General features: G+C 43.4%; 14 protein-coding genes and 3 tRNA genes. 14 read left to right on the top strand and 3 right to left on the bottom strand.

All coding sequences use genetic code 11. From position 1 onward, the window contains the following. Positions 1-113: 113 nt before the first annotated feature. The 3 genes from G3341_RS18040 to G3341_RS18030 all read left to right on the top strand — a co-directional run bounded on the left by G3341_RS18040 (position 114) and on the right by G3341_RS18030 (position 419). A tRNA-Gly gene (locus G3341_RS18040) sits at positions 114-189 on the top strand. Between the two features lie 39 nt (positions 190-228). Continuing rightward, positions 229-304, top strand: a tRNA-Gly gene (locus G3341_RS18035). A 39-nt stretch (positions 305-343) separates the two neighbouring features. Next, a tRNA-Gly gene (locus tag G3341_RS18030) sits at positions 344-419 on the top strand. A 687-nt stretch (positions 420-1,106) separates the two neighbouring features. Here the strand turns inward: G3341_RS18030 and queG are convergent. Further along, positions 1,107-2,264, bottom strand: a complete 1,158-nt coding sequence (queG, locus tag G3341_RS18025) for a tRNA epoxyqueuosine(34) reductase QueG (RefSeq protein ID WP_163863231.1) — start codon at positions 2,262-2,264, stop codon at positions 1,107-1,109. A gap of 345 nt (positions 2,265-2,609) precedes the next feature. Between queG and tsaE the strand changes: the two genes are divergently transcribed. The 8 genes from tsaE to hflC all read left to right on the top strand — a co-directional run bounded on the left by tsaE (position 2,610) and on the right by hflC (position 11,375). Beyond that, positions 2,610-3,074 carry a tRNA (adenosine(37)-N6)-threonylcarbamoyltransferase complex ATPase subunit type 1 TsaE gene (gene tsaE, locus G3341_RS18020; RefSeq protein WP_154623468.1) on the top strand — a complete coding sequence of 155 codons (465 nt, stop codon included), beginning with the start codon at positions 2,610-2,612 and terminating at the stop codon, positions 3,072-3,074. Positions 3,075-3,087: 13 nt separating this feature from the next. Further along, positions 3,088-4,380 carry an N-acetylmuramoyl-L-alanine amidase AmiB gene (amiB, locus tag G3341_RS18015; RefSeq protein WP_163863229.1) on the top strand — a complete coding sequence of 431 codons (1,293 nt, stop codon included), beginning with the start codon at positions 3,088-3,090 and terminating at the stop codon, positions 4,378-4,380. A gap of 12 nt (positions 4,381-4,392) precedes the next feature. Continuing rightward, positions 4,393-6,357, top strand: coding sequence for a DNA mismatch repair endonuclease MutL (gene mutL / locus G3341_RS18010; RefSeq protein WP_154623466.1), 1,965 nt, complete (start codon positions 4,393-4,395; stop codon positions 6,355-6,357). Next, on the top strand, positions 6,350-7,291 hold the full coding sequence (gene miaA / locus G3341_RS18005) for a tRNA (adenosine(37)-N6)-dimethylallyltransferase MiaA (RefSeq protein WP_163863227.1): 942 nt from the start codon (positions 6,350-6,352) through the stop codon (positions 7,289-7,291). Before mutL ends, miaA begins: the two co-directional genes overlap by 8 nt. 106 nt (positions 7,292-7,397) lie before the next feature. Continuing rightward, positions 7,398-7,694 carry an RNA chaperone Hfq gene (gene hfq, locus G3341_RS18000; protein ID WP_154623464.1) on the top strand — a complete coding sequence of 99 codons (297 nt, stop codon included), beginning with the start codon at positions 7,398-7,400 and terminating at the stop codon, positions 7,692-7,694. Positions 7,695-7,795: 101 nt separating this feature from the next. Continuing rightward, complete coding sequence (hflX, locus tag G3341_RS17995; protein ID WP_154623463.1) at positions 7,796-9,076, top strand: ribosome rescue GTPase HflX; 1,281 nt, start codon at positions 7,796-7,798, stop codon at positions 9,074-9,076. Positions 9,077-9,162: 86 nt separating this feature from the next. Further along, positions 9,163-10,368, top strand: a complete 1,206-nt coding sequence (hflK, locus tag G3341_RS17990) for an FtsH protease activity modulator HflK (protein WP_154623462.1) — start codon at positions 9,163-9,165, stop codon at positions 10,366-10,368. Between the two features lie 2 nt (positions 10,369-10,370). Then, complete coding sequence (gene hflC / locus G3341_RS17985) at positions 10,371-11,375, top strand: protease modulator HflC (protein WP_154623461.1); 1,005 nt, start codon at positions 10,371-10,373, stop codon at positions 11,373-11,375. A gap of 27 nt (positions 11,376-11,402) precedes the next feature. Here hflC and G3341_RS17980 read toward each other — a convergent pair whose 3' ends face one another. Next, entirely contained in the window at positions 11,403-11,540 is a 138-nt protein-coding gene (locus G3341_RS17980) for a hypothetical protein (RefSeq protein ID WP_163863225.1), read from the bottom strand. A gap of 105 nt (positions 11,541-11,645) precedes the next feature. On the opposite strand from G3341_RS17980, the gene G3341_RS17975 reads away from it, so the two are divergent. Next, complete coding sequence (locus tag G3341_RS17975; protein WP_154622437.1) at positions 11,646-12,944, top strand: adenylosuccinate synthase; 1,299 nt, start codon at positions 11,646-11,648, stop codon at positions 12,942-12,944. A 118-nt stretch (positions 12,945-13,062) separates the two neighbouring features. Here the strand turns inward: G3341_RS17975 and G3341_RS17970 are convergent, their stop codons facing one another. Beyond that, on the bottom strand, positions 13,063-14,265 hold the full coding sequence (locus G3341_RS17970) for a mechanosensitive ion channel family protein (protein WP_154622438.1): 1,203 nt from the start codon (positions 14,263-14,265) through the stop codon (positions 13,063-13,065). A 642-nt stretch (positions 14,266-14,907) separates the two neighbouring features. On the opposite strand from G3341_RS17970, the gene nsrR reads away from it, so the two are divergent. Beyond that, positions 14,908-15,330 carry a nitric oxide-sensing transcriptional repressor NsrR gene (gene nsrR, locus G3341_RS17965; RefSeq protein WP_163863223.1) on the top strand — a complete coding sequence of 141 codons (423 nt, stop codon included), beginning with the start codon at positions 14,908-14,910 and terminating at the stop codon, positions 15,328-15,330. A 42-nt stretch (positions 15,331-15,372) separates the two neighbouring features. Beyond that, entirely contained in the window at positions 15,373-17,838 is a 2,466-nt protein-coding gene (gene rnr, locus G3341_RS17960; RefSeq protein ID WP_163863220.1) for a ribonuclease R, read from the top strand. The last annotated feature ends 59 nt before the right edge of the window (positions 17,839-17,897 follow it).

Genomic DNA, 17,897 nt, shown 5'->3' with positions numbered 1-17,897 from the left:
AAAATGAAAAATTTGCGACAAGGGACTTGCCTGCCGTGCAATTTCTCGTATAATGCGCTCCCCGTACCGATGAAGATTTTTATCTGTACGGTAAAGCAAAAAGATGCAGTTTTGCGGGAATAGCTCAGTTGGTAGAGCACGACCTTGCCAAGGTCGGGGTCGCGAGTTCGAGTCTCGTTTCCCGCTCCAAACTCTCTTAATGTTTTGCTAAAACACTATTTTCGGTCTGCGGGAATAGCTCAGTTGGTAGAGCACGACCTTGCCAAGGTCGGGGTCGCGAGTTCGAGTCTCGTTTCCCGCTCCAATCTCTCTTAGTGTTTTAGTTGCAGTACTCACACCAAATGCGGGAATAGCTCAGTTGGTAGAGCACGACCTTGCCAAGGTCGGGGTCGCGAGTTCGAGTCTCGTTTCCCGCTCCAAAATTCACTGTATTTTCGACGCCATCCACACTCATTTTAAAGCCACAGATCGTTTACCTAAGCAAAAACCGTTATTTATCGATATTGAATATCGTGAACGATATGGCGATTATTCTTTTAAGCCTAAGCGAAAGGCGCTGCCTTGATACGGTTCGGGATCTTTTTAGGATCTTGGGGATTTTTCTGCTTGCATTCATTAGGTTGCCGCCATAGAATAGCCACCCCTTACTGATTGGGGAAATAAATTATTATTTCAAATGTTATAGTTTTGGTTGCGTAGTATACAAAAGATCTATTTTTTGCCGTTTTAGTTAATTTTATTGTTCCAATCTTACATTTTTATAACTTTACTTCTGTTGTGAGTAGCAAAAAGTCGCTTTATTTTAGTTTCCTGCCGTGAATAAGTTATCCACAATCTATTATCGAAACAAAGTCGCTTATAAGTCTCTGTAATACTTTATTACACAGAGTTATCCACAGGATGTGTCTGTGAGTATTTTTACATAATTGAAAAAATAATTTCCAAGAGTTATTAATTATCTTATTGAATTTAAAGTATAAAAAAATTTGCTGAAAATGTGGGTGTCATAACTTGCAAATCCTTTAACCATTGTCAGTTAAGCAATTTTTTATTTTATTCACACGAGGTTGACTTTTGTCTATTTAGGATATAATGACGTATTATTTTTAAGCGTCTCTAGGCAAACCTTTAGATATGGCACGTACAAGGCGTTTCTGTTGTGAAGTTTGAATAGTCACTTGGTTTTCTTCTCTACGATTCAATTGTTGTTGTATCGCCCATTGGACATGTTCATCTAGCATTTCCCCCATGCCTAAGCGGGAACGTAAAGCGATGACGATATTGTCTTGATAAGGCGCATTTCCCAATGCCACACTGATGTTTCTTAGCCATTTCAGGTAACCAATGCGGCGAATTGCAGAGCCTTCAGTGACTTTTAAAAAAGTGGCTTCATCCCAACTAAAGAGATCGAGAAGCTCCGGTGTGTGTAGCACCCGTCTTGGGCTGAAATCCTCTTCGTCAGTTAATTGAGAAAAACGATTCCAAGGACAAATTAATTGGCAATCATCACAACCGTAGATACGGTTTCCCATTAGGGGGCGAAACGCTTCTGGGATTGGGCCGTCCAGTTCAATTGTGAGGTAAGAAATACAGCGGCGAGCATCCACAACGTATGGTTCAACAATTGCCCCCGTCGGACAAGTTGTCATACAGGCAACACAACGGCCACATTGCTCCTCAACGGGCTGATCGACAGGAAGGGGTAAGTTGACCAGCAATTCACCGAGAAAAAACCAGGATCCAGCTTCACGATTGAGGATCAACGAATGTTTACCCGTCCAGCCCAAACCGGCTTTGACGGCGAGTGGACGTTCTAAGATGGGAGCAGAATCAACAAAAGGGCGAAAATTGAGTTCTTCTGAACAGATGTGTTCTCGACAATAGGCTAAAATACGGTCACTCAGCATTTTTAAGCGTTTTTTAAGTAGCTTGTGATAATCTCTACCTAAGGCATAACGGCTAATATACCCCAGTTTAGGGTCATTGAGAGTGCTCGCAAAAGCGGCTTTTGCAGGAAGGTAATTCATACGTACACTAATGACGCGCAATGTGCCAGGGTGTAACTCATGTGGCCTTGCTCGCATCATTCCATGGCGTTCCATCCACGCCATATCGCCATGATACTGTTTATCCAGCCATGCCTGCAATTTTGGTTCTTCTAATGAAAGGTCAGTGTCACAAATACCGACTTGCTGGAAGCCAATTTCTACTCCCCATTGCTTGATATTTTGAGCGAGAAGGTTGAGATCAAGAAGTGTTGCCATGAGATTTTATCGTGATACTAGGCTCTATACCTTGCTAAGCGTTATTGACGTTTGGTGGTCTGTTTGTCTGTGAATGCATCTTATTTGAGTGAGACCCCAAATACCGTGTTCAGTCATCTAAGCTGGACGCCCTCCATTTCTTGAGAACTTTATCATGGCTAGGTGAATTCACAAAATATCGACTTGTTAATCTCGTTGTGTGATTAAGTTCGATGACTAATTTAATATCCATGATGCCAATATTTCTGTAATGTTATTTAAGAAAAATGGATCGGCTTGAGTTAATATAGTCGTTAATATCAACATTGATCTGTTTTTTCCTTACTATAGCTGATTGAATAATTCATGAAAGAACGCATATTACAACTTGCCAACGAAGAGCAAACCGTGGCACTAGGGCGTGCAGTTGCACAGGCCTGCAAACAAGGTGCAGTGATTAACTTGTATGGCGATCTTGGGGCGGGTAAAACAACGTTTAGTCGAGGTTTTTTGCAGGCATTAGGGCATCAAGGTCATGTGAAAAGCCCGACTTACACACTGGTTGAGCCTTATGATCTCCCTGAGCGACAAGTTTTTCATTTTGATCTTTATCGTTTAGCCGACCCAGAAGAATTGGAATTTATGGGGATCCGTGACTATTTTTCCCCTGAGTCGATCTGCCTAGTTGAATGGCCTCAACAAGGTAAAGGTTTTCTACCTGAGGCGGACTTGGAACTTCATTTGACCTATCAGGATAAAGGACGTCAGGCTCACTTGATTGCTTTTTCTGCAAATGGGGAGTCGTTGTTAGAAGAACTACCCGCTCTTTAAGGATATATTGCTCATGACGAATGCATTACCAAGAAAAATAACCGATAGGCGCATTGCTTCCTACTTATTACTATTGATGATTTTTGCGCTCTGTCTCGTTGCACGGCCTGTTCAGGCAGCAACGTTAGCGAACATTCAAGTAGATAACAGCCCATCAAGTGCACAGGTCACACTCTCCTTTGCTGGAGGTAACCCTGACTACAAATATTTTCCCCTGCATTCGCCAGAGCGTCTCGTCATTGATATTAAACAAAATGGCGAAATTATGGGTTTACCGATGAAACTCCCTGCGGGTGATTTAGTGAAAGTTGTTCGCACGAGTCAGCCACCGGATAGTCGGCATAAACGTATTGTTTTGGAGCTGACAAAAGCAGCCAAGGTACAAACGTCGCTGAAACAAGTTGCTGGTCAATATCAAGTGGTGTTTAGCCTTTCGACAGGGAAAGGTGGGACATCTGCACCGTCGAATAACATAACTCAACCAGTACAGGCCGTTGGCAATAATAGTGCACAGGATAAGCCGTTAAAAATGAACGCGGCGGGACAACAAAAAACGCCTGTACCAGTGCAAGCCAATAAAACGATGCCAAAAGGTGCTAAACAGGTGGTGATTGCAATTGATGCGGGCCATGGTGGTAAAGACCCCGGTGCGATTGGTAAAAATGGTTATCGTGAAAAAGATGTTACCTTGAGTGTGGCGCGCAAACTGTATGCCAAATTGGCGGCAGACCCCATGTTTAAGCCGGCAATGACCCGTGACGGTGATTATTTTATTTCAGTGAGTGGCCGTTCTGATGTTGCACGTAAGAAAGGCGCCAATATGTTAGTGTCTATTCATGCTGACTCCGCGCCAAACAGCAGTGCGAGAGGGGCATCGGTATGGGTTCTTTCTAATCGTCGTGCTAACAGTGAATTAGGTAACTGGCTTGAGCAGCGCGAAAAACAATCTGAATTATTAGGTGGAGCTGGTGATGCCTTAAGTGGTGCGGATCCTTATTTGAGCCAAGCGGTCCTTGATTTGCAATTTGGTCATTCACAGCGAGTGGGGTATGACGTTGCCGTCCAAGTGATTAAACAACTCAGAAAAGTTGGCAATATTCATAAACGTAGCCCTGAGCATGCCAGTTTAGGCGTACTGCGTTCGCCGGATATCCCTTCAATTTTGGTTGAAACAGGGTTCATTAGTAATAGTGCGGAAGAACAATTGCTAAAATCAGACGCTTATCAAGAGCAAGTTGCTGAAGCAATTCATCAAGGTTTGCGCCAATATTTCCTAGCAAACCCTCTGCAAGCCGCACCTAATTAAGAGGTGATAGCGATGGCGATCCAGATTCTTTCCCCTCAACTTGCTAACCAGATTGCTGCTGGAGAGGTAGTGGAGCGTCCTGCCTCGGTTGTTAAAGAGTTAGTTGAAAATAGCTTAGATGCTGGTGCAACACGCATTGATATCGATATTGAGCGTGGTGGGGAGAAATTAATTCGTATTCGCGATAATGGTAATGGCATCAGTAAAGATGAATTAGTTTTGGCTTTAGCACGTCATGCAACCAGTAAGATAGCGACATTAGATGATCTTGAAGCCATTATGAGTATGGGCTTTCGAGGGGAAGCGCTGGCCAGTATTAGTTCAGTTTCACGCTTAACGTTAACGTCAAAGCCCGCGGAACAATCCGAAGCATGGCAAGCGTATGCGGAAGGGCGGGATATGACGGTGACGGTAAAACCTGCTGCTCACCCAAACGGCACTACGGTAGAAGTGCTTGATCTGTTTTATAACACCCCCGCTCGCCGCAAATTTATGCGTACTGAGAAAACGGAATTTGGTCATATCGACGAAATTGTGCGACGTATTGCACTTTCTCGGCCTGACGTAGCGATTAATTTGAATCATAACGGTAAGCTTGTTAAGCAATACCGAGCGGCTCATGATGAAGTGCAACAAGAACGTCGATTAGCAACGGTTTGTGGAACAGGGTTTATGCAAGGCGCACTGGCAATCGCGTGGGAGCACGGCGATCTCGGTATAAAAGGCTGGGTAGTCTCCCCTGACAATACGCTTTCTGTCAGTGATATTCAGTACTGTTATGTGAATGGCCGCATGATGCGAGATAGGTTAATCAATCATGCTATTCGTCAAGCTTATGAAGGACACCTTGATGATAATCAACAGCCTGCTTATGTCCTTTACTTGACCATAGATCCTCAACAAGTTGATGTGAATGTGCATCCTGCTAAGCATGAGGTGCGTTTTCATCAAGCTCGCTTAGTCCATGATTTTATTTATCAAGGGGTTCGGACAGCATTGTTGAATGCTCATGGCGCCGATGAATTGCCTGGCATTGAGCCTGTTACGCATGAATTAGCCAATCGGACTTCCGCAGGTGATAATTATTTTTCATCACCAACAGGTTTTAGTGCGCAGGAAAATAAACAAGCGGCCTATACTCAAGAAGAACGCGAACAAGAGCATGATGAGCAATCAAAAAAAGCGCGTTTTACGCCATCACTATCGGCCCAGCCAGCGGTATCAGTCAATCGTGATATTCAAGGAAAAAGCGCTTATTCCCCTTCTTCCTCAAATTATGACCGAAAAGCAGGGCAGTTATATCAGGCGTTAATGTCGGTTCCTGTGGCTGAAGAGGATAAAAAACCATTATTTCCGGCTCGACAACCACTAGATGTTTCAACAATTTCTTCCCAATCAGTCGCAGAAAATGCCAACAACTTCACATTTGGCAAAGTATTGACAATTTACGCAAAAAACTTTGCATTAATTGAGTCTTCATTAGGGCTAATCCTGTTATCCTTAACAGAAGCAAATTATTTGCTGAAGTTGGCTCAATTATCACCAAAGGGTGAAGCGTTGAAACCTCAGCCATTATTGATCCCGTTAAAATTATCATTGAGTGCTGATGAAATTGCGGTTTTTCAACGTAACAAGGAACAATTGACATTATTTGGTGTTGAAGCCACGATATCTCATGGAAAAGTAACTATTCATGCGGTATCGTTACCGCTAAGAACACAAAATTTATCTCAGCTTTTTTCAGGTTTGCTGAATTTTTTGTCGACAAAAGAGCATGTCTCTCATCAAGATATTGCTCAATGGCTTGCAAAAACAGTTTCTCGAGAAAAAATGCAAGAAAGCTGGAGCTTAGCACAAGCAGTTCAGTTACTCGCTGATGTTGAGCGGCTTTGTCCACAGTATGTCAAAAAGCCGTCACCAACATTATTACAATTAATTAATTTACAACCCGTGGTAGCTACACTAACAAATGAGTGAACTGTTAACTCAGAAAAAACCGAATGCTATATTCCTGATGGGGCCGACAGCCTCCGGTAAGACCGCGTTGGCAATTGCTTTGCGTCAACACTTGCCTGTGGAGATAATCAGTGTCGATTCGGCGTTGATCTACCGTGGTATGGATATCGGTACAGCGAAGCCAAATGCAGAGGAACTTAGTCAAGCCCCTCACCATCTGATCGATATTCTCGATCCTTCTTTGCCGTATTCCGCCGCCGATTTCCGGCGAGACGCATTAAATGTAATGGATGAGATTACTTCTCAAGGTAAAATTCCATTACTGGTGGGTGGCACAATGCTTTATTTTAAGGCGTTGTTAGAAGGGCTTTCACCATTGCCTTCAGCGGATCCTGCTATCCGTGCTGAGATTGAAGATATTGCACAGCAACACGGATGGGCTGACATTCACCGTCGTTTAGCTGAGGTTGATCCGGTTGCGGCGGCTAGGATTCATCCTAATGATCCGCAAAGATTATCTCGAGCTTTAGAGGTATATCTCATTTCAGGGAAAACTTTGACTGAAATGACTCAAACAGCGGGTGAAGAATTACCTTATAATGTGTTTCAGTTTGCTATTGCGCCTCAAGATCGTAAAATTTTACATCAGCGCATTGAACAACGCTTTCATCAGATGTTAGATGCTGGATTTGAAGAGGAAGTTAGAGCGCTTTATAACAGAGGTGACCTCCATGTTGACTTGCCCTCTATCCGTTGTGTGGGGTATCGACAAATGTGGTCTTATCTGGAAGGCGAAACAGATTATGATGAAATGGTTTATCGGGGAATTTGTGCAACACGCCAATTGGCAAAACGTCAAATTACCTGGTTGAGAAGCTGGGAAAATGTTCACTGGCTAGATAGTGAACAACCACAGCTAGCGCTTAAGTCTGTTATGCAGGTTATATGTGCATAGAGCCAAGGTTTGTGTACAATTAGAATGTTAAGCGCAATTTTTGAGTAGTTACTTTTTGGAATCGAAAGATTCTCATTTAAAAACAACAAAATAAGGAAAACATAGAATGGCTAAGGGGCAATCTTTGCAAGATCCGTTCCTGAACGCATTACGTCGTGAAAGGGTTCCGGTCTCAATTTATTTGGTTAACGGCATCAAATTGCAGGGTCAGATTGAATCTTTTGACCAGTTTGTCATTTTACTAAAAAACACGGTTAGCCAGATGGTTTATAAGCATGCTATCTCTACCGTTGTCCCTGCTCGTCCTGTTTCTCATCATAGCGGTAGTGCTGCTGGTGGGGCAGGTAATGGCAATTATAACACTGGTGCTCCTACTCAACAGGATGGCGAAGCCGCTGAGTAAGGCCAGTTGTGCGTTAAAATTCAAGGAAAACATAGGTAGGGAGACTTTACCTGTGTTTTTCCTTTGTATTGATAGTGATTAAGCCTAAGAGGTTATAGCCCTTGTTTGATAGGTATGAAGGCGGTGAGCTGGCTGTATTAGTGCATGTTTTTTTCTCACAAGAAAAGGACACGGAAAATCTAACCGAATTTGAGTCACTCGTGACATCGGCAGGCGTTAAACCTGTACAGATAGTCACAGGCAGTCGTAAGTCTCCTCATCCTAAGTATTATGTCGGAGAAGGGAAAGCGGAAGAAATCGCGGAGGCGGTGAAGGAAAGTGGCGCGGATGTGGTGTTATTCAACCATACTCTGAGTCCAGCGCAAGAACGTAATCTCGAAAGGCTATGCCAATGTCGGGTCGTCGACCGCACAGGGGTCATTTTAGATATCTTTGCTCAAAGGGCGCGCACGCATGAAGGGAAGCTTCAAGTTGAGCTTGCGCAATTACGCCATCTATCAACTCGCTTAGTGAGGGGATGGACGCACCTTGAGCGACAAAAAGGCGGAATTGGCTTACGTGGCCCTGGTGAAACTCAGTTAGAGACTGACCGTCGGTTATTAAGGGGAAAAATCAGTCAGATTTTATCCCGTCTCGGCCGAGTAGAAAGACAACGTGAACAAGGGCGTCAGGCGCGAAATAAAGCGGATATTCCAACGATTTCGCTTGTTGGTTATACCAACGCCGGTAAATCGAGTTTATTTAACCGGATGACGGCTTCTGACGTTTACGCTGCGGATCAACTGTTTGCGACACTGGATCCCACATTAAGACGTATTGATGTCGATGATGTAGGAACTGTTGTGCTTGCAGATACTGTTGGTTTCATTCGCCATCTGCCTCATGATTTAGTTGCTGCCTTTAAAGCAACACTGCAGGAAACTCGCGAAGCAACATTATTGCTTCATGTGATTGATGCAGCAGATAGCCGTTTGGATGAAAATATTCATGCGGTCGAAAGTGTATTGGAAGAAATTGAAGCTGATGAAATTCCGACACTTTTAGTTATGAATAAAGTGGATATGCTGGAAGAATTTATCCCGCGTATCGACAGAAATGAGGATAACAAACCGGTTCGTGTCTGGGTATCAGCGCAAACGGGTGAAGGTATCCCCTTGTTGCTACAAGCATTGACGGAACGCCTTTCAGGTGAAATCGCACATGTTGAAATGCGTTTACCACCTAGTGAAGGCCGCTTACGTAGCCGTTTTTATCAACTTCATGCGATTGAACGTGAATGGCTTGAAGAGGACGGCTCAATTGGCCTTGAGGTGCGTATGCCAATGGTTGATTGGCAGCGTTTGTGCAAACAGGAACAACAATTACCTAGTTATGTTATCTAACATGTCGCTAGGAAATGGAATTGATATTAAGAGTTATTTGTTGCTCTTAACCCGAAAAATCAATCATAAAGATATGGAGCTAAAACATGGCGTGGAATCAGCCCGGTAATGACGGACAAGACCGCGATCCGTGGGGAAGCGGCAATAAAGGCGGCAACTCTGGCGGGAACAAAGGTGGTCGAAAACGTGGGGCTTCTGATCTCGACGATCTCTTTCGTAAACTGAGCAGTAAGCTTGGTGGTAAAAAAGGCGGCGGTGGTGATGGTGATAATAAACAACCCTCTCAAATCAGCGGTCGTCTTGGTGTATTGGCTCTTGCTGCCATCGTAGTTGTATGGGCTGGATCAGGTTTCTATACCATTAAGGAAAGTGACCGAGGTGTTATATTACGCTTTGGCGAGTATAGCGGTGTTGTCGGACCTGGTCTGAACTGGAAGCCAACATTTATTGACAAGGTTATCCCTGTTAACGTTGAAACCGTTCGTGAACAAGCGACTAACGGTATGATGCTAACGTCAGATGAAAACGTGATCCGCGTTGAAATGAACGTTCAGTATCGTGTCACTGATCCTGCTGAATACCTGTTCAGTGTGACCAACCCAGATAACAGTTTACGTCAGGCTCTTGATAGTGCTGTGCGTGGCGTTATCGGTCAGTCAGCAATGGAACAAGTGTTGACAACAAACCGTGCATTTATCCGTGATGTTACGCAAAAAGAGCTAGAAGCAACAATTGCGCCATACAAAATGGGTATCACACTGCTCGATGTCAACTTCCAAGCTGCTCGTCCGCCTGAAGATGTTAAAGCCGCATTCGATGACGTAATCGCTGCAAGGGAAGAAGAACAAAAAACCATTCGTGAAGCTCATGCTTACCGTAACGAAGTTCTGCCAATGGCAAAAGGTAACGCACAAAAGCTAATCGAAGAAGCTGAAGCTTATAAGGCAAGTGTTGTCTTTAAAGCAGAGGGTGAGGTTGCAAGCTTTGCGAAGATGTTGCCTGAGTATCGTGCAGCACCTGAAATTACGCGTGAGCGTCTCTACATTGATACGATGGAACGTGTTTTAAGCAATACACGTAAAGTTATCGCCAATGATAAGAGCAACAGCATGTTAGTTCTGCCATTAGAGCAATTGATGCGTGGTGGCAACAGCAGTGCGCCAGCACCAAAAACGAGCTTAGCGCCTAAAGTGATGAATCCTAATACCAATAATTCATCATCTTATGGTTCGGCACCCGCGCAACAAAACAGTGGTGTTCGTGGTGATGCCGTTAGAGTAGGGAGACAATAATCATGCGTAAATCGCTAATTGTTATCGTTATTGCCATCTTGGCAGTTGCTTACGCATCCATCTTTATTGTTCCTCAAACCGATCGTGGCATTGTGTTACGTTTTGGTAAGGTATTGCGTGACTCAGAAAATAAACCCATTATTTATGAGCCAGGCTTACACTTTAAAGTGCCGTTTATTGAAACGGTGAAAATGCTTGATGCGCGTATCCAGACTTTGGAAATTCAAGCTGACCGTTACTTAACAAGTGAAAACAAAGACTTGATGGTAGACTCTTACCTGAAATGGCGTGTTACAGACTTTAGCCGTTACTATGTAGCGACGGGAGGTGGTAACCCTTATCAAGCCGAAACACTGTTAAAACGTAAGTTCAGTGACCGTTTACGTTCTGAGTTTGGTCGTTTAAGCGTTAAAGACATCATTACGGACTCTCGTGGCCGTTTAACCATTGATGTGCGTGATGCATTGAACAAAGGTACGGCAACGGATGATGCTACGAAAGATGCCGATGCTGCTATCGCATCTGCGGCTGCACGCGTTGAGCAAGAAACTAACCTAGCGCCATTGGTTGTGAATGCAAACAGTATGGCTGCATTAGGGATTGAAGTGGTTGACGTTCGTATCAAACGTATTGAGTTACCGAACGAAGTTTCTGAGGCTATCTATGCGCGTATGCGTGCTGAACGTGAAGCGGTTGCCCGTCAACATCGTTCACAAGGTCAGGAAGAAGCCACTAAGATCCGTGCGGTTGCTGATAAAACGGTAACAGAAACGTTGGCAGAAGCTGAACGTACAGCATTGACACTACGCGGTGAAGGGGATGCGATGGCAACAAAACTGTTTGCTGACGCTTTCAACCAAGATCCTGAGTTCTATGCCTTTATCCGTAGTTTACGTGCCTATGAGCAGAGCTTTAAAGGTGGCGATGATGTGATGGTGCTTAGTCCTGACACAGATTTCTTCCGCTTTATGAAAGCGCCAACTAAGTTGCGTTCTACTGATGATTAAGTTACGTGCAACAGATTAAAATAACTGTTAAGCTAGTAAAGAAAAGCCCGCTTCGCGGGCTTTTTTTTCGCCTACCATTTTAAGTGTTGGATTTTTCAGGGAAAATTCAATCTGGTCGAGCTGGCTATTATCAGTTGGAGTTATGGTAGAAATAAAAAATGCCATTTTTGCTTGCTTTCCAGAAAAATAATTTTTGCTGTGCCAAAAATTACTGGAACAGAATATTTTAGATGGTAGAATTCATTTTTAAGCAACCGAGTGTATTTTGAAATGGGTAAGAACGTTGTCGTACTGGGCACCCAATGGGGTGACGAAGGAAAGGGCAAGATCGTCGACTTGCTGACAGAGCGTGCTAAATATGTAGTTCGCTATCAGGGCGGCCATAATGCTGGCCATACTCTTGTTGTAAACGGTGAAAAAACCGTTCTCCACTTAATTCCATCCGGTATTCTTCGTGAAAATGTCATCAGCATTATTGGTAATGGTGTAGTACTTGCACCTGACGCTTTAATGAAAGAGATGAAGCAATTAGAAGATCGCGGTGTTCCTGTTCGCGAACGCTTACATATTTCTGAAGCATGCCCACTGATCCTACCTTATCATATCGCATTAGATAATGCGCGCGAAAAAGCGCGTGGTGCGAAAGCGATTGGTACAACGGGTCGTGGAATTGGTCCTGCTTATGAAGACAAAGTTGCTCGTCGTGGTTTGCGAGTTGGCGACCTGTTTGATAAAGCAAGTTTTGCTGAAAAGCTAAAAGAAATCATTGAGTATCACAATTTCCAACTGGTGAACTACTACAAAGAGCCTGCGGTTGATTATCAGAAAACCCTCGATGACATCATGGCAGTCGCGGATATTCTGACTAGCATGGTAGTTGATGTTTCTGATCTGCTCTATAAAGCACATCAGAAGAATGAATTAGTGATGTTCGAAGGTGCACAAGGCACTTTATTGGATATTGACCACGGTACTTATCCGTATGTCACCTCTTCTAATACCACTGCTGGTGGAGTTGCAACAGGTTCTGGTTTAGGTCCTCGCTACGTCAGCTATGTGTTAGGTATTATTAAAGCATACTCTACGCGTGTTGGTGCAGGCCCATTCCCTACAGAGCTTTTTGACGAGACAGGTGAATTCCTGCGTGAAAAAGGCCAAGAGTTTGGTGCGACTACAGGTCGTAAACGTCGTACAGGTTGGTTAGACATTGTTGCGATTAATCGCGCTGTTCAGATCAACTCCCTGTCTGGTTTCTGCTTGACTAAACTTGATGTGTTAGATGGTCTGAAAGAAGTGAAAATCTGTGTAGGCTACCGCCGCCCAGATGGTCAAGTGCTAGAAACGACACCACTGGCAGCAGATGAGTGGGAAGGTTTAGAGCCTGTCTACGAAACTATGCCGGGTTGGAGCGAAACAACTTTTGGTGTTAAAGACAGAGCGCTGTTACCACAAGCCGCTTTAGATTACATCAAGCGTATTGAAGAGCTGACGGGTATTCCAGTTGATATTATTTCAACAGGACCTGATCGTTCTGAAACGATGATCCTGCGCGATCCATTTGATGCATAGTTCAGCCATAGCAGTTTCTTAGATAAGAAGCTGCTCATTATCCGCTGAGAGCCTGTGTATTGAACAGGCGTCTAGGCAGATTAAAAACACCGATTTATTCGGTGTTTTTTGTTATTGGTTATTCACGTTTTAAATTCGCCAGATCACTGCCGGATGGGTGTTGGTAAATTCTTAGCTTAAAGTATTTTGCTGAAGCATTAACATATTCAAAAATTTCAGATTGTACTTCCTCATACTCAACCCAAGTCGTTGAGCGAGTGAAACAATAAATTTCGACGGGTAACCCGTTGGGGGTTGGTGGCATCGTTCTTATGACTAAGTACATATCAGTCCTAACATCACCACGCATTTTTATCCAATTCAAAATATATTTTCTGAATAGTTGTAGGTTCGTTACACCATTATTAATCATCCATTCATTGATATTAGTGATGTCACTTCGTGCTTCTAGCATATTTTCTATACTTTGGCGTAAGGGCGCTGTATTTTTTAGCTCATTAAATAAAGCTTCAGTGGCAAATGAAATTGAAGATTGATCAATGTAAAAACTGCGTTTGATGCGACGACCTCCCGATGAAAACATGGGTTGCCAGTTAGTGTATTTTTCAGTCAAAAAATCCTTTGTCGGGATACGTGAAATCGTATTATCCCAATTTCGAACGGTGATCGTATGCAAGGCGATATCAATTACTTCGCCACTAATATTACTGCTTGGTAATTCAATCCAATCGTAAAGTTTCAGTACCTTACCATTTGATACAAGTATGTTGGCAACAAATGATAGCAATGTATGCTGGAAGACAAACATTAATACTGCGGCAATAGCACCAAAACTCGAAATAATAATGATCGGTGATTGGTCGGTCATTAGGGCGATGATCAAGATAAATGAAATTATCCATACAATAATTTTTGCGATCTCGATATAGCCTTTTATTGAGTTATTGCGATGCAGGGTCTTTTTGGCTTGGCGCAGAATAAAAACATCTAAGCCATCGTTTATCAGAGCGGCAACATTAATAATAATCAACGCCCAACAGATGGTTTTAAAGGTGATATTCACTTCATCAGAAAATGAAGGCAGCATCTGATTGAGATAAAGCACAAAAGTGACGGCAACAATGGATGCAATTTTTCGTGCAACGCCATCAATTAAGTCATCGTCAGTTAAATTGGTTAATAATGGTAATAACCTTCTGGCAAATCGTAAGAAAATGACTTTGCCAACGATCCATGTCAGCAGTAAAACGACGACTAAGATCGCTGTCATTAATAAGGTGTTCCCTGATATAAAATCATAAATTTCGATAATTTGTTCCATAACGTCCTATATCACCTACTTAGCGTGCCGACTGTTCATTGTAAAACGGAAAAAATAAAAAGATTTGATGTTAAAAGTGATAAGCAGCCTATCGATTCAACTCACTCTTGTTCAAACAGTATAGACAATAGGGAGTGAGTCAGGAATCTCGAGTGGCTTAAGGAATCTGTGCTATTATGTGTTCGATTATTCTTTGATATTATTTGTTTGTCAGTATCTGGCTTGCATCGATAGGCAAAAACAGGAGATGGTAGGAGTGTTTATCTCGCTCTGAAAACCGACATGTTTCCTGCATAGTAAGCTAAACTAGAATAAACGGTATTTGATGATGTCAAATGCAGACGTAATGGCATTCGTTATCGTCTAGGTTATTGTTGTTAACGTGAATGTCTTTGTTGAGCGTTGAAGAGCGGCTTGATTTGATGAAGCCTATTGGCATTAATTTGTTTGCCTTTTGAAGCAAGGTCAACATGAGGTACGGAACATGTACCGTGCCGAGTATAACTTGAATTATTTGAAAGATATCCTTAGGTTATTTTGGCCTAGCGCAAACAATATGGATACCATTTCGTGATAATTTGAGTTTAATAAGAGAGAAGTGGTGAGATAACCATTGGCTAAGCCAAAAATTTTGAGGTGATTGTGCAGCTAACGAGTTTTACAGATTATGGGTTACGTGCTCTGATTTATTTGGCATCACTCCCTGAAGGGAAAATGACCAGTATCACAGAAGTCACTGACGTCTATGGTGTCTCCCGCAATCATATGGTTAAGATTATCAATCAACTCAGCCATCTTGGCTATGTTAAAGCGACTCGTGGTAAAAATGGTGGGATAACGCTTGGACAACCCGCAGAAACCATCCGGATCGGGGACGTTGTCAGAGCACTAGAGCCCCTCACGTTAGTGAATTGCAGTGGTGAGTTTTGCCATATAACACCCGCCTGCCGTTTGAAGGGTGTACTTCATCAGGCGATACAACAGTTTTTAAAGGAACTCGATAAACATACGCTAGCTGACATGGTTAAAGATAACAGTCCGCTTTATCAATTACTGCTCGATTAGACAACGCAGTAATAGCAAATTCTGATGACAACGGAGGTAACGATGTCACAAGATCCTTTTCAGGAAAGAGAAGCAGAAAAATACGAATCCCCAATTCCTAGCAGAGAATTCATACTCGAACTCCTCACTAAACGCTCGGCCCCTGCAAAGCGCGAAGAAATAGCACAATTATTGAATCTCTCTTCAGAAGAAGAGTTAGAAGCCTTACGCCGCCGTTTACGAGCGATGGAGCGTGATGGGCAATTAGTGTTTACTCGCCGTCAATGCTATGCGCTACCAGAGCGTTTAGATTTACTTAAAGGCAAAGTGATAGGCCACCGTGATGGCTATGGTTTCTTGCGCGTTGAAGGTAAAAAAGAAGACTACTACCTATCACAAGATGAGATGAAACGTGCATTACATGGCGATGTCATTTTAGCACAGCCTTATGGTCAAGACCGTAAAGGGCGCACTGAAGTGCGTGTTGTTCGTGTACTTGAACCTCGTAACAATCAAATTGTTGGGCGCTATTTTATTGAATCAGGGATGGGGTTTGTGGTTCCTGATGATAGCCGTTTAAGTTTTGATATTTTAATTCCTAAAGACCAAATCAACGGTGCTCGTATGGGTAACGTGGTGGTGGTTGAATTGGTCACAAGACCACAGCGCCGTTCTCAAGCGGTTGGACATATTATTGAAGTATTAGGCGAAAGTATGGGTACAGGTATGGCAGTTGAGATTGCCTTGCGTACTCATGAAATCCCACATTCATGGCCACCTCAAGTCGAAAAACAGGTGGCGGATTTAAGTGAGCAGGTTCCTGAATCAGCAAAAAAAGGGCGTGTCGATTTACGTGATTTACCCCTTGTGACGATTGATGGTGAAGATGCTCGTGACTTTGATGACGCCGTACATTGTGCTCCGAAAAAAGGAGGGGGGTGGCGTTTATGGGTGGCGATTGCTGATGTAAGTTATTATGTTCGTCCACAAACTGCACTTGATGATGAAGCACGTAGTCGGGGTAACTCCGTCTATTTTCCTTCGCAAGTGGTACCTATGCTGCCAGAAGTGCTCTCAAATGGCCTCTGTTCACTGAACCCAGGTGTTGATCGCCTTTGTATGGTGTGTGAAATGACGGTATCTGCGTCAGGTCGCCTATCTTCCTACAAATTCTATGAAGCCGTGATGAATTCACACGCAAGGCTGACGTACACCAAAGTATGGAAGATTTTACAAGGTGATGAGGAGTTGCGTGAACACTATAAGGCATTGGTTCCGCATATTGAGCAATTACATGCGCTTTATAAAGCTCTGGATGATGCACGTATTGAACGTGGTGCAATTTCGTTTGAATCAGAAGAAGCAAAATTCATCTTTAACGCTGAACGCCGTATAGAACGCATCGAGCCTGTAGAGCGTAATGACGCTCATAAACTGATTGAAGAGTGTATGATTCTAGCCAACATCGCAGCGGCTCGCTATGTTGAGAAAAATGAAGAGCCTGCACTGTATCGTGTGCATGATCGCCCAAAAGAAGAGAGCGTGATGAACTTACGTTCCGTCTTTAGTGAATTGGGCTTAACGCTACCAGGTGGCATGAAGCCTGAGCCGAAAGATTATGCTCAAGTCATGAATGAGGTTGCTGACCGTCCTGACCATGAATTACTGCAAACGATGATCTTGCGTTCAATGAAGCAGGCGATTTATGATCCTGAAAATCGCGGTCACTTTGGGCTGGCTTTAAAATCCTACGCGCATTTTACGTCACCTATCCGCCGTTACCCTGATCTAACGTTGCATAGAGGGATTAAATACCTACTTGCGAAAGAACGTGGGCACTCCGATCATCGTTGGACGCCGACAGGTGGCTGGCATTCTGATATGGATAGCATGTTACAGCTCGGAGAGCATTGTTCCATGACGGAACGCCGTGCCGATGAAGCGACACGCGATGTCGCCGATTGGTTAAAATGTGACTTTATGCAAGACCAAGTCGGTCAAGTCTTTACAGGGCTAATTACCAGCGTGACAGGTTTTGGTTTCTTTGTTCGCTTAAATGACCTGTTTATTGATGGCTTAGTGCATGTATCGACGCTAGATAATGATTACTACCGTTATGATGCGGTGGGACAACGCTTGATTGGTGAGTCTTCCGGAACCACTTATCGACTTGGCGATGAAGTGGAGATTCGCGTTGAAGCGGTGCATATGGATGAACGTACCATTGATTTCGCATTGATTTCAACTACGCGTAAAGCCAAGAATCCCGGTAAAACAGCACGTGATAGAATGAAAAAAGAAGTTAAAAATGCAACTAAATCAGCACGCAGTAAACGTGGTGATGTGAGCAAAGATAAAAACTTCGAGCCTGATTCAGCTTTTCGTCGTTCAGAGAAGAAAGGCAAGAAAACAGATAAAAAATCAGATAATAAGGCTAAAGGGAAAAAAGCCTCTGATAAAACCAAGAAAATTAGTGCAAAATTAAAAGCTAAACGCGCAGCGAAAAAAGCCCAAAAACAAGAAGGGTAATGGATCCGCTGAGTTAACTAAGGTGGCGTCATGCCACCTTGAATTCCATCAACAAAAAA

Source organism: Providencia vermicola, from assembly GCF_010748935.1.
GTDB classification, from domain to species: domain Bacteria; phylum Pseudomonadota; class Gammaproteobacteria; order Enterobacterales; family Enterobacteriaceae; genus Providencia; species Providencia zhejiangensis.
This window is presented reverse-complemented; position numbering and strand designations above follow the sequence as displayed.

Coding starts and splice junctions, on each gene's coding strand:
- queG (WP_163863231.1), bottom strand. CDS start 2,264: ATGGCAACACTTCTTGATCTCAACCTTCTCGCTCAAAATATCAAGCAA.
- tsaE (WP_154623468.1), top strand. CDS start 2,610: ATGAAAGAACGCATATTACAACTTGCCAACGAAGAGCAAACCGTGGCA.
- amiB (WP_163863229.1), top strand. CDS start 3,088: ATGACGAATGCATTACCAAGAAAAATAACCGATAGGCGCATTGCTTCC.
- mutL (WP_154623466.1), top strand. CDS start 4,393: ATGGCGATCCAGATTCTTTCCCCTCAACTTGCTAACCAGATTGCTGCT.
- miaA (WP_163863227.1), top strand. CDS start 6,350: ATGAGTGAACTGTTAACTCAGAAAAAACCGAATGCTATATTCCTGATG.
- hfq (WP_154623464.1), top strand. CDS start 7,398: ATGGCTAAGGGGCAATCTTTGCAAGATCCGTTCCTGAACGCATTACGT.
- hflK (WP_154623462.1), top strand. CDS start 9,163: ATGGCGTGGAATCAGCCCGGTAATGACGGACAAGACCGCGATCCGTGG.
- hflC (WP_154623461.1), top strand. CDS start 10,371: ATGCGTAAATCGCTAATTGTTATCGTTATTGCCATCTTGGCAGTTGCT.
- G3341_RS17980 (WP_163863225.1), bottom strand. CDS start 11,540: ATGGCATTTTTTATTTCTACCATAACTCCAACTGATAATAGCCAGCTC.
- G3341_RS17975 (WP_154622437.1), top strand. CDS start 11,646: ATGGGTAAGAACGTTGTCGTACTGGGCACCCAATGGGGTGACGAAGGA.
- G3341_RS17970 (WP_154622438.1), bottom strand. CDS start 14,265: ATGGAACAAATTATCGAAATTTATGATTTTATATCAGGGAACACCTTA.
- rnr (WP_163863220.1), top strand. CDS start 15,373: ATGTCACAAGATCCTTTTCAGGAAAGAGAAGCAGAAAAATACGAATCC.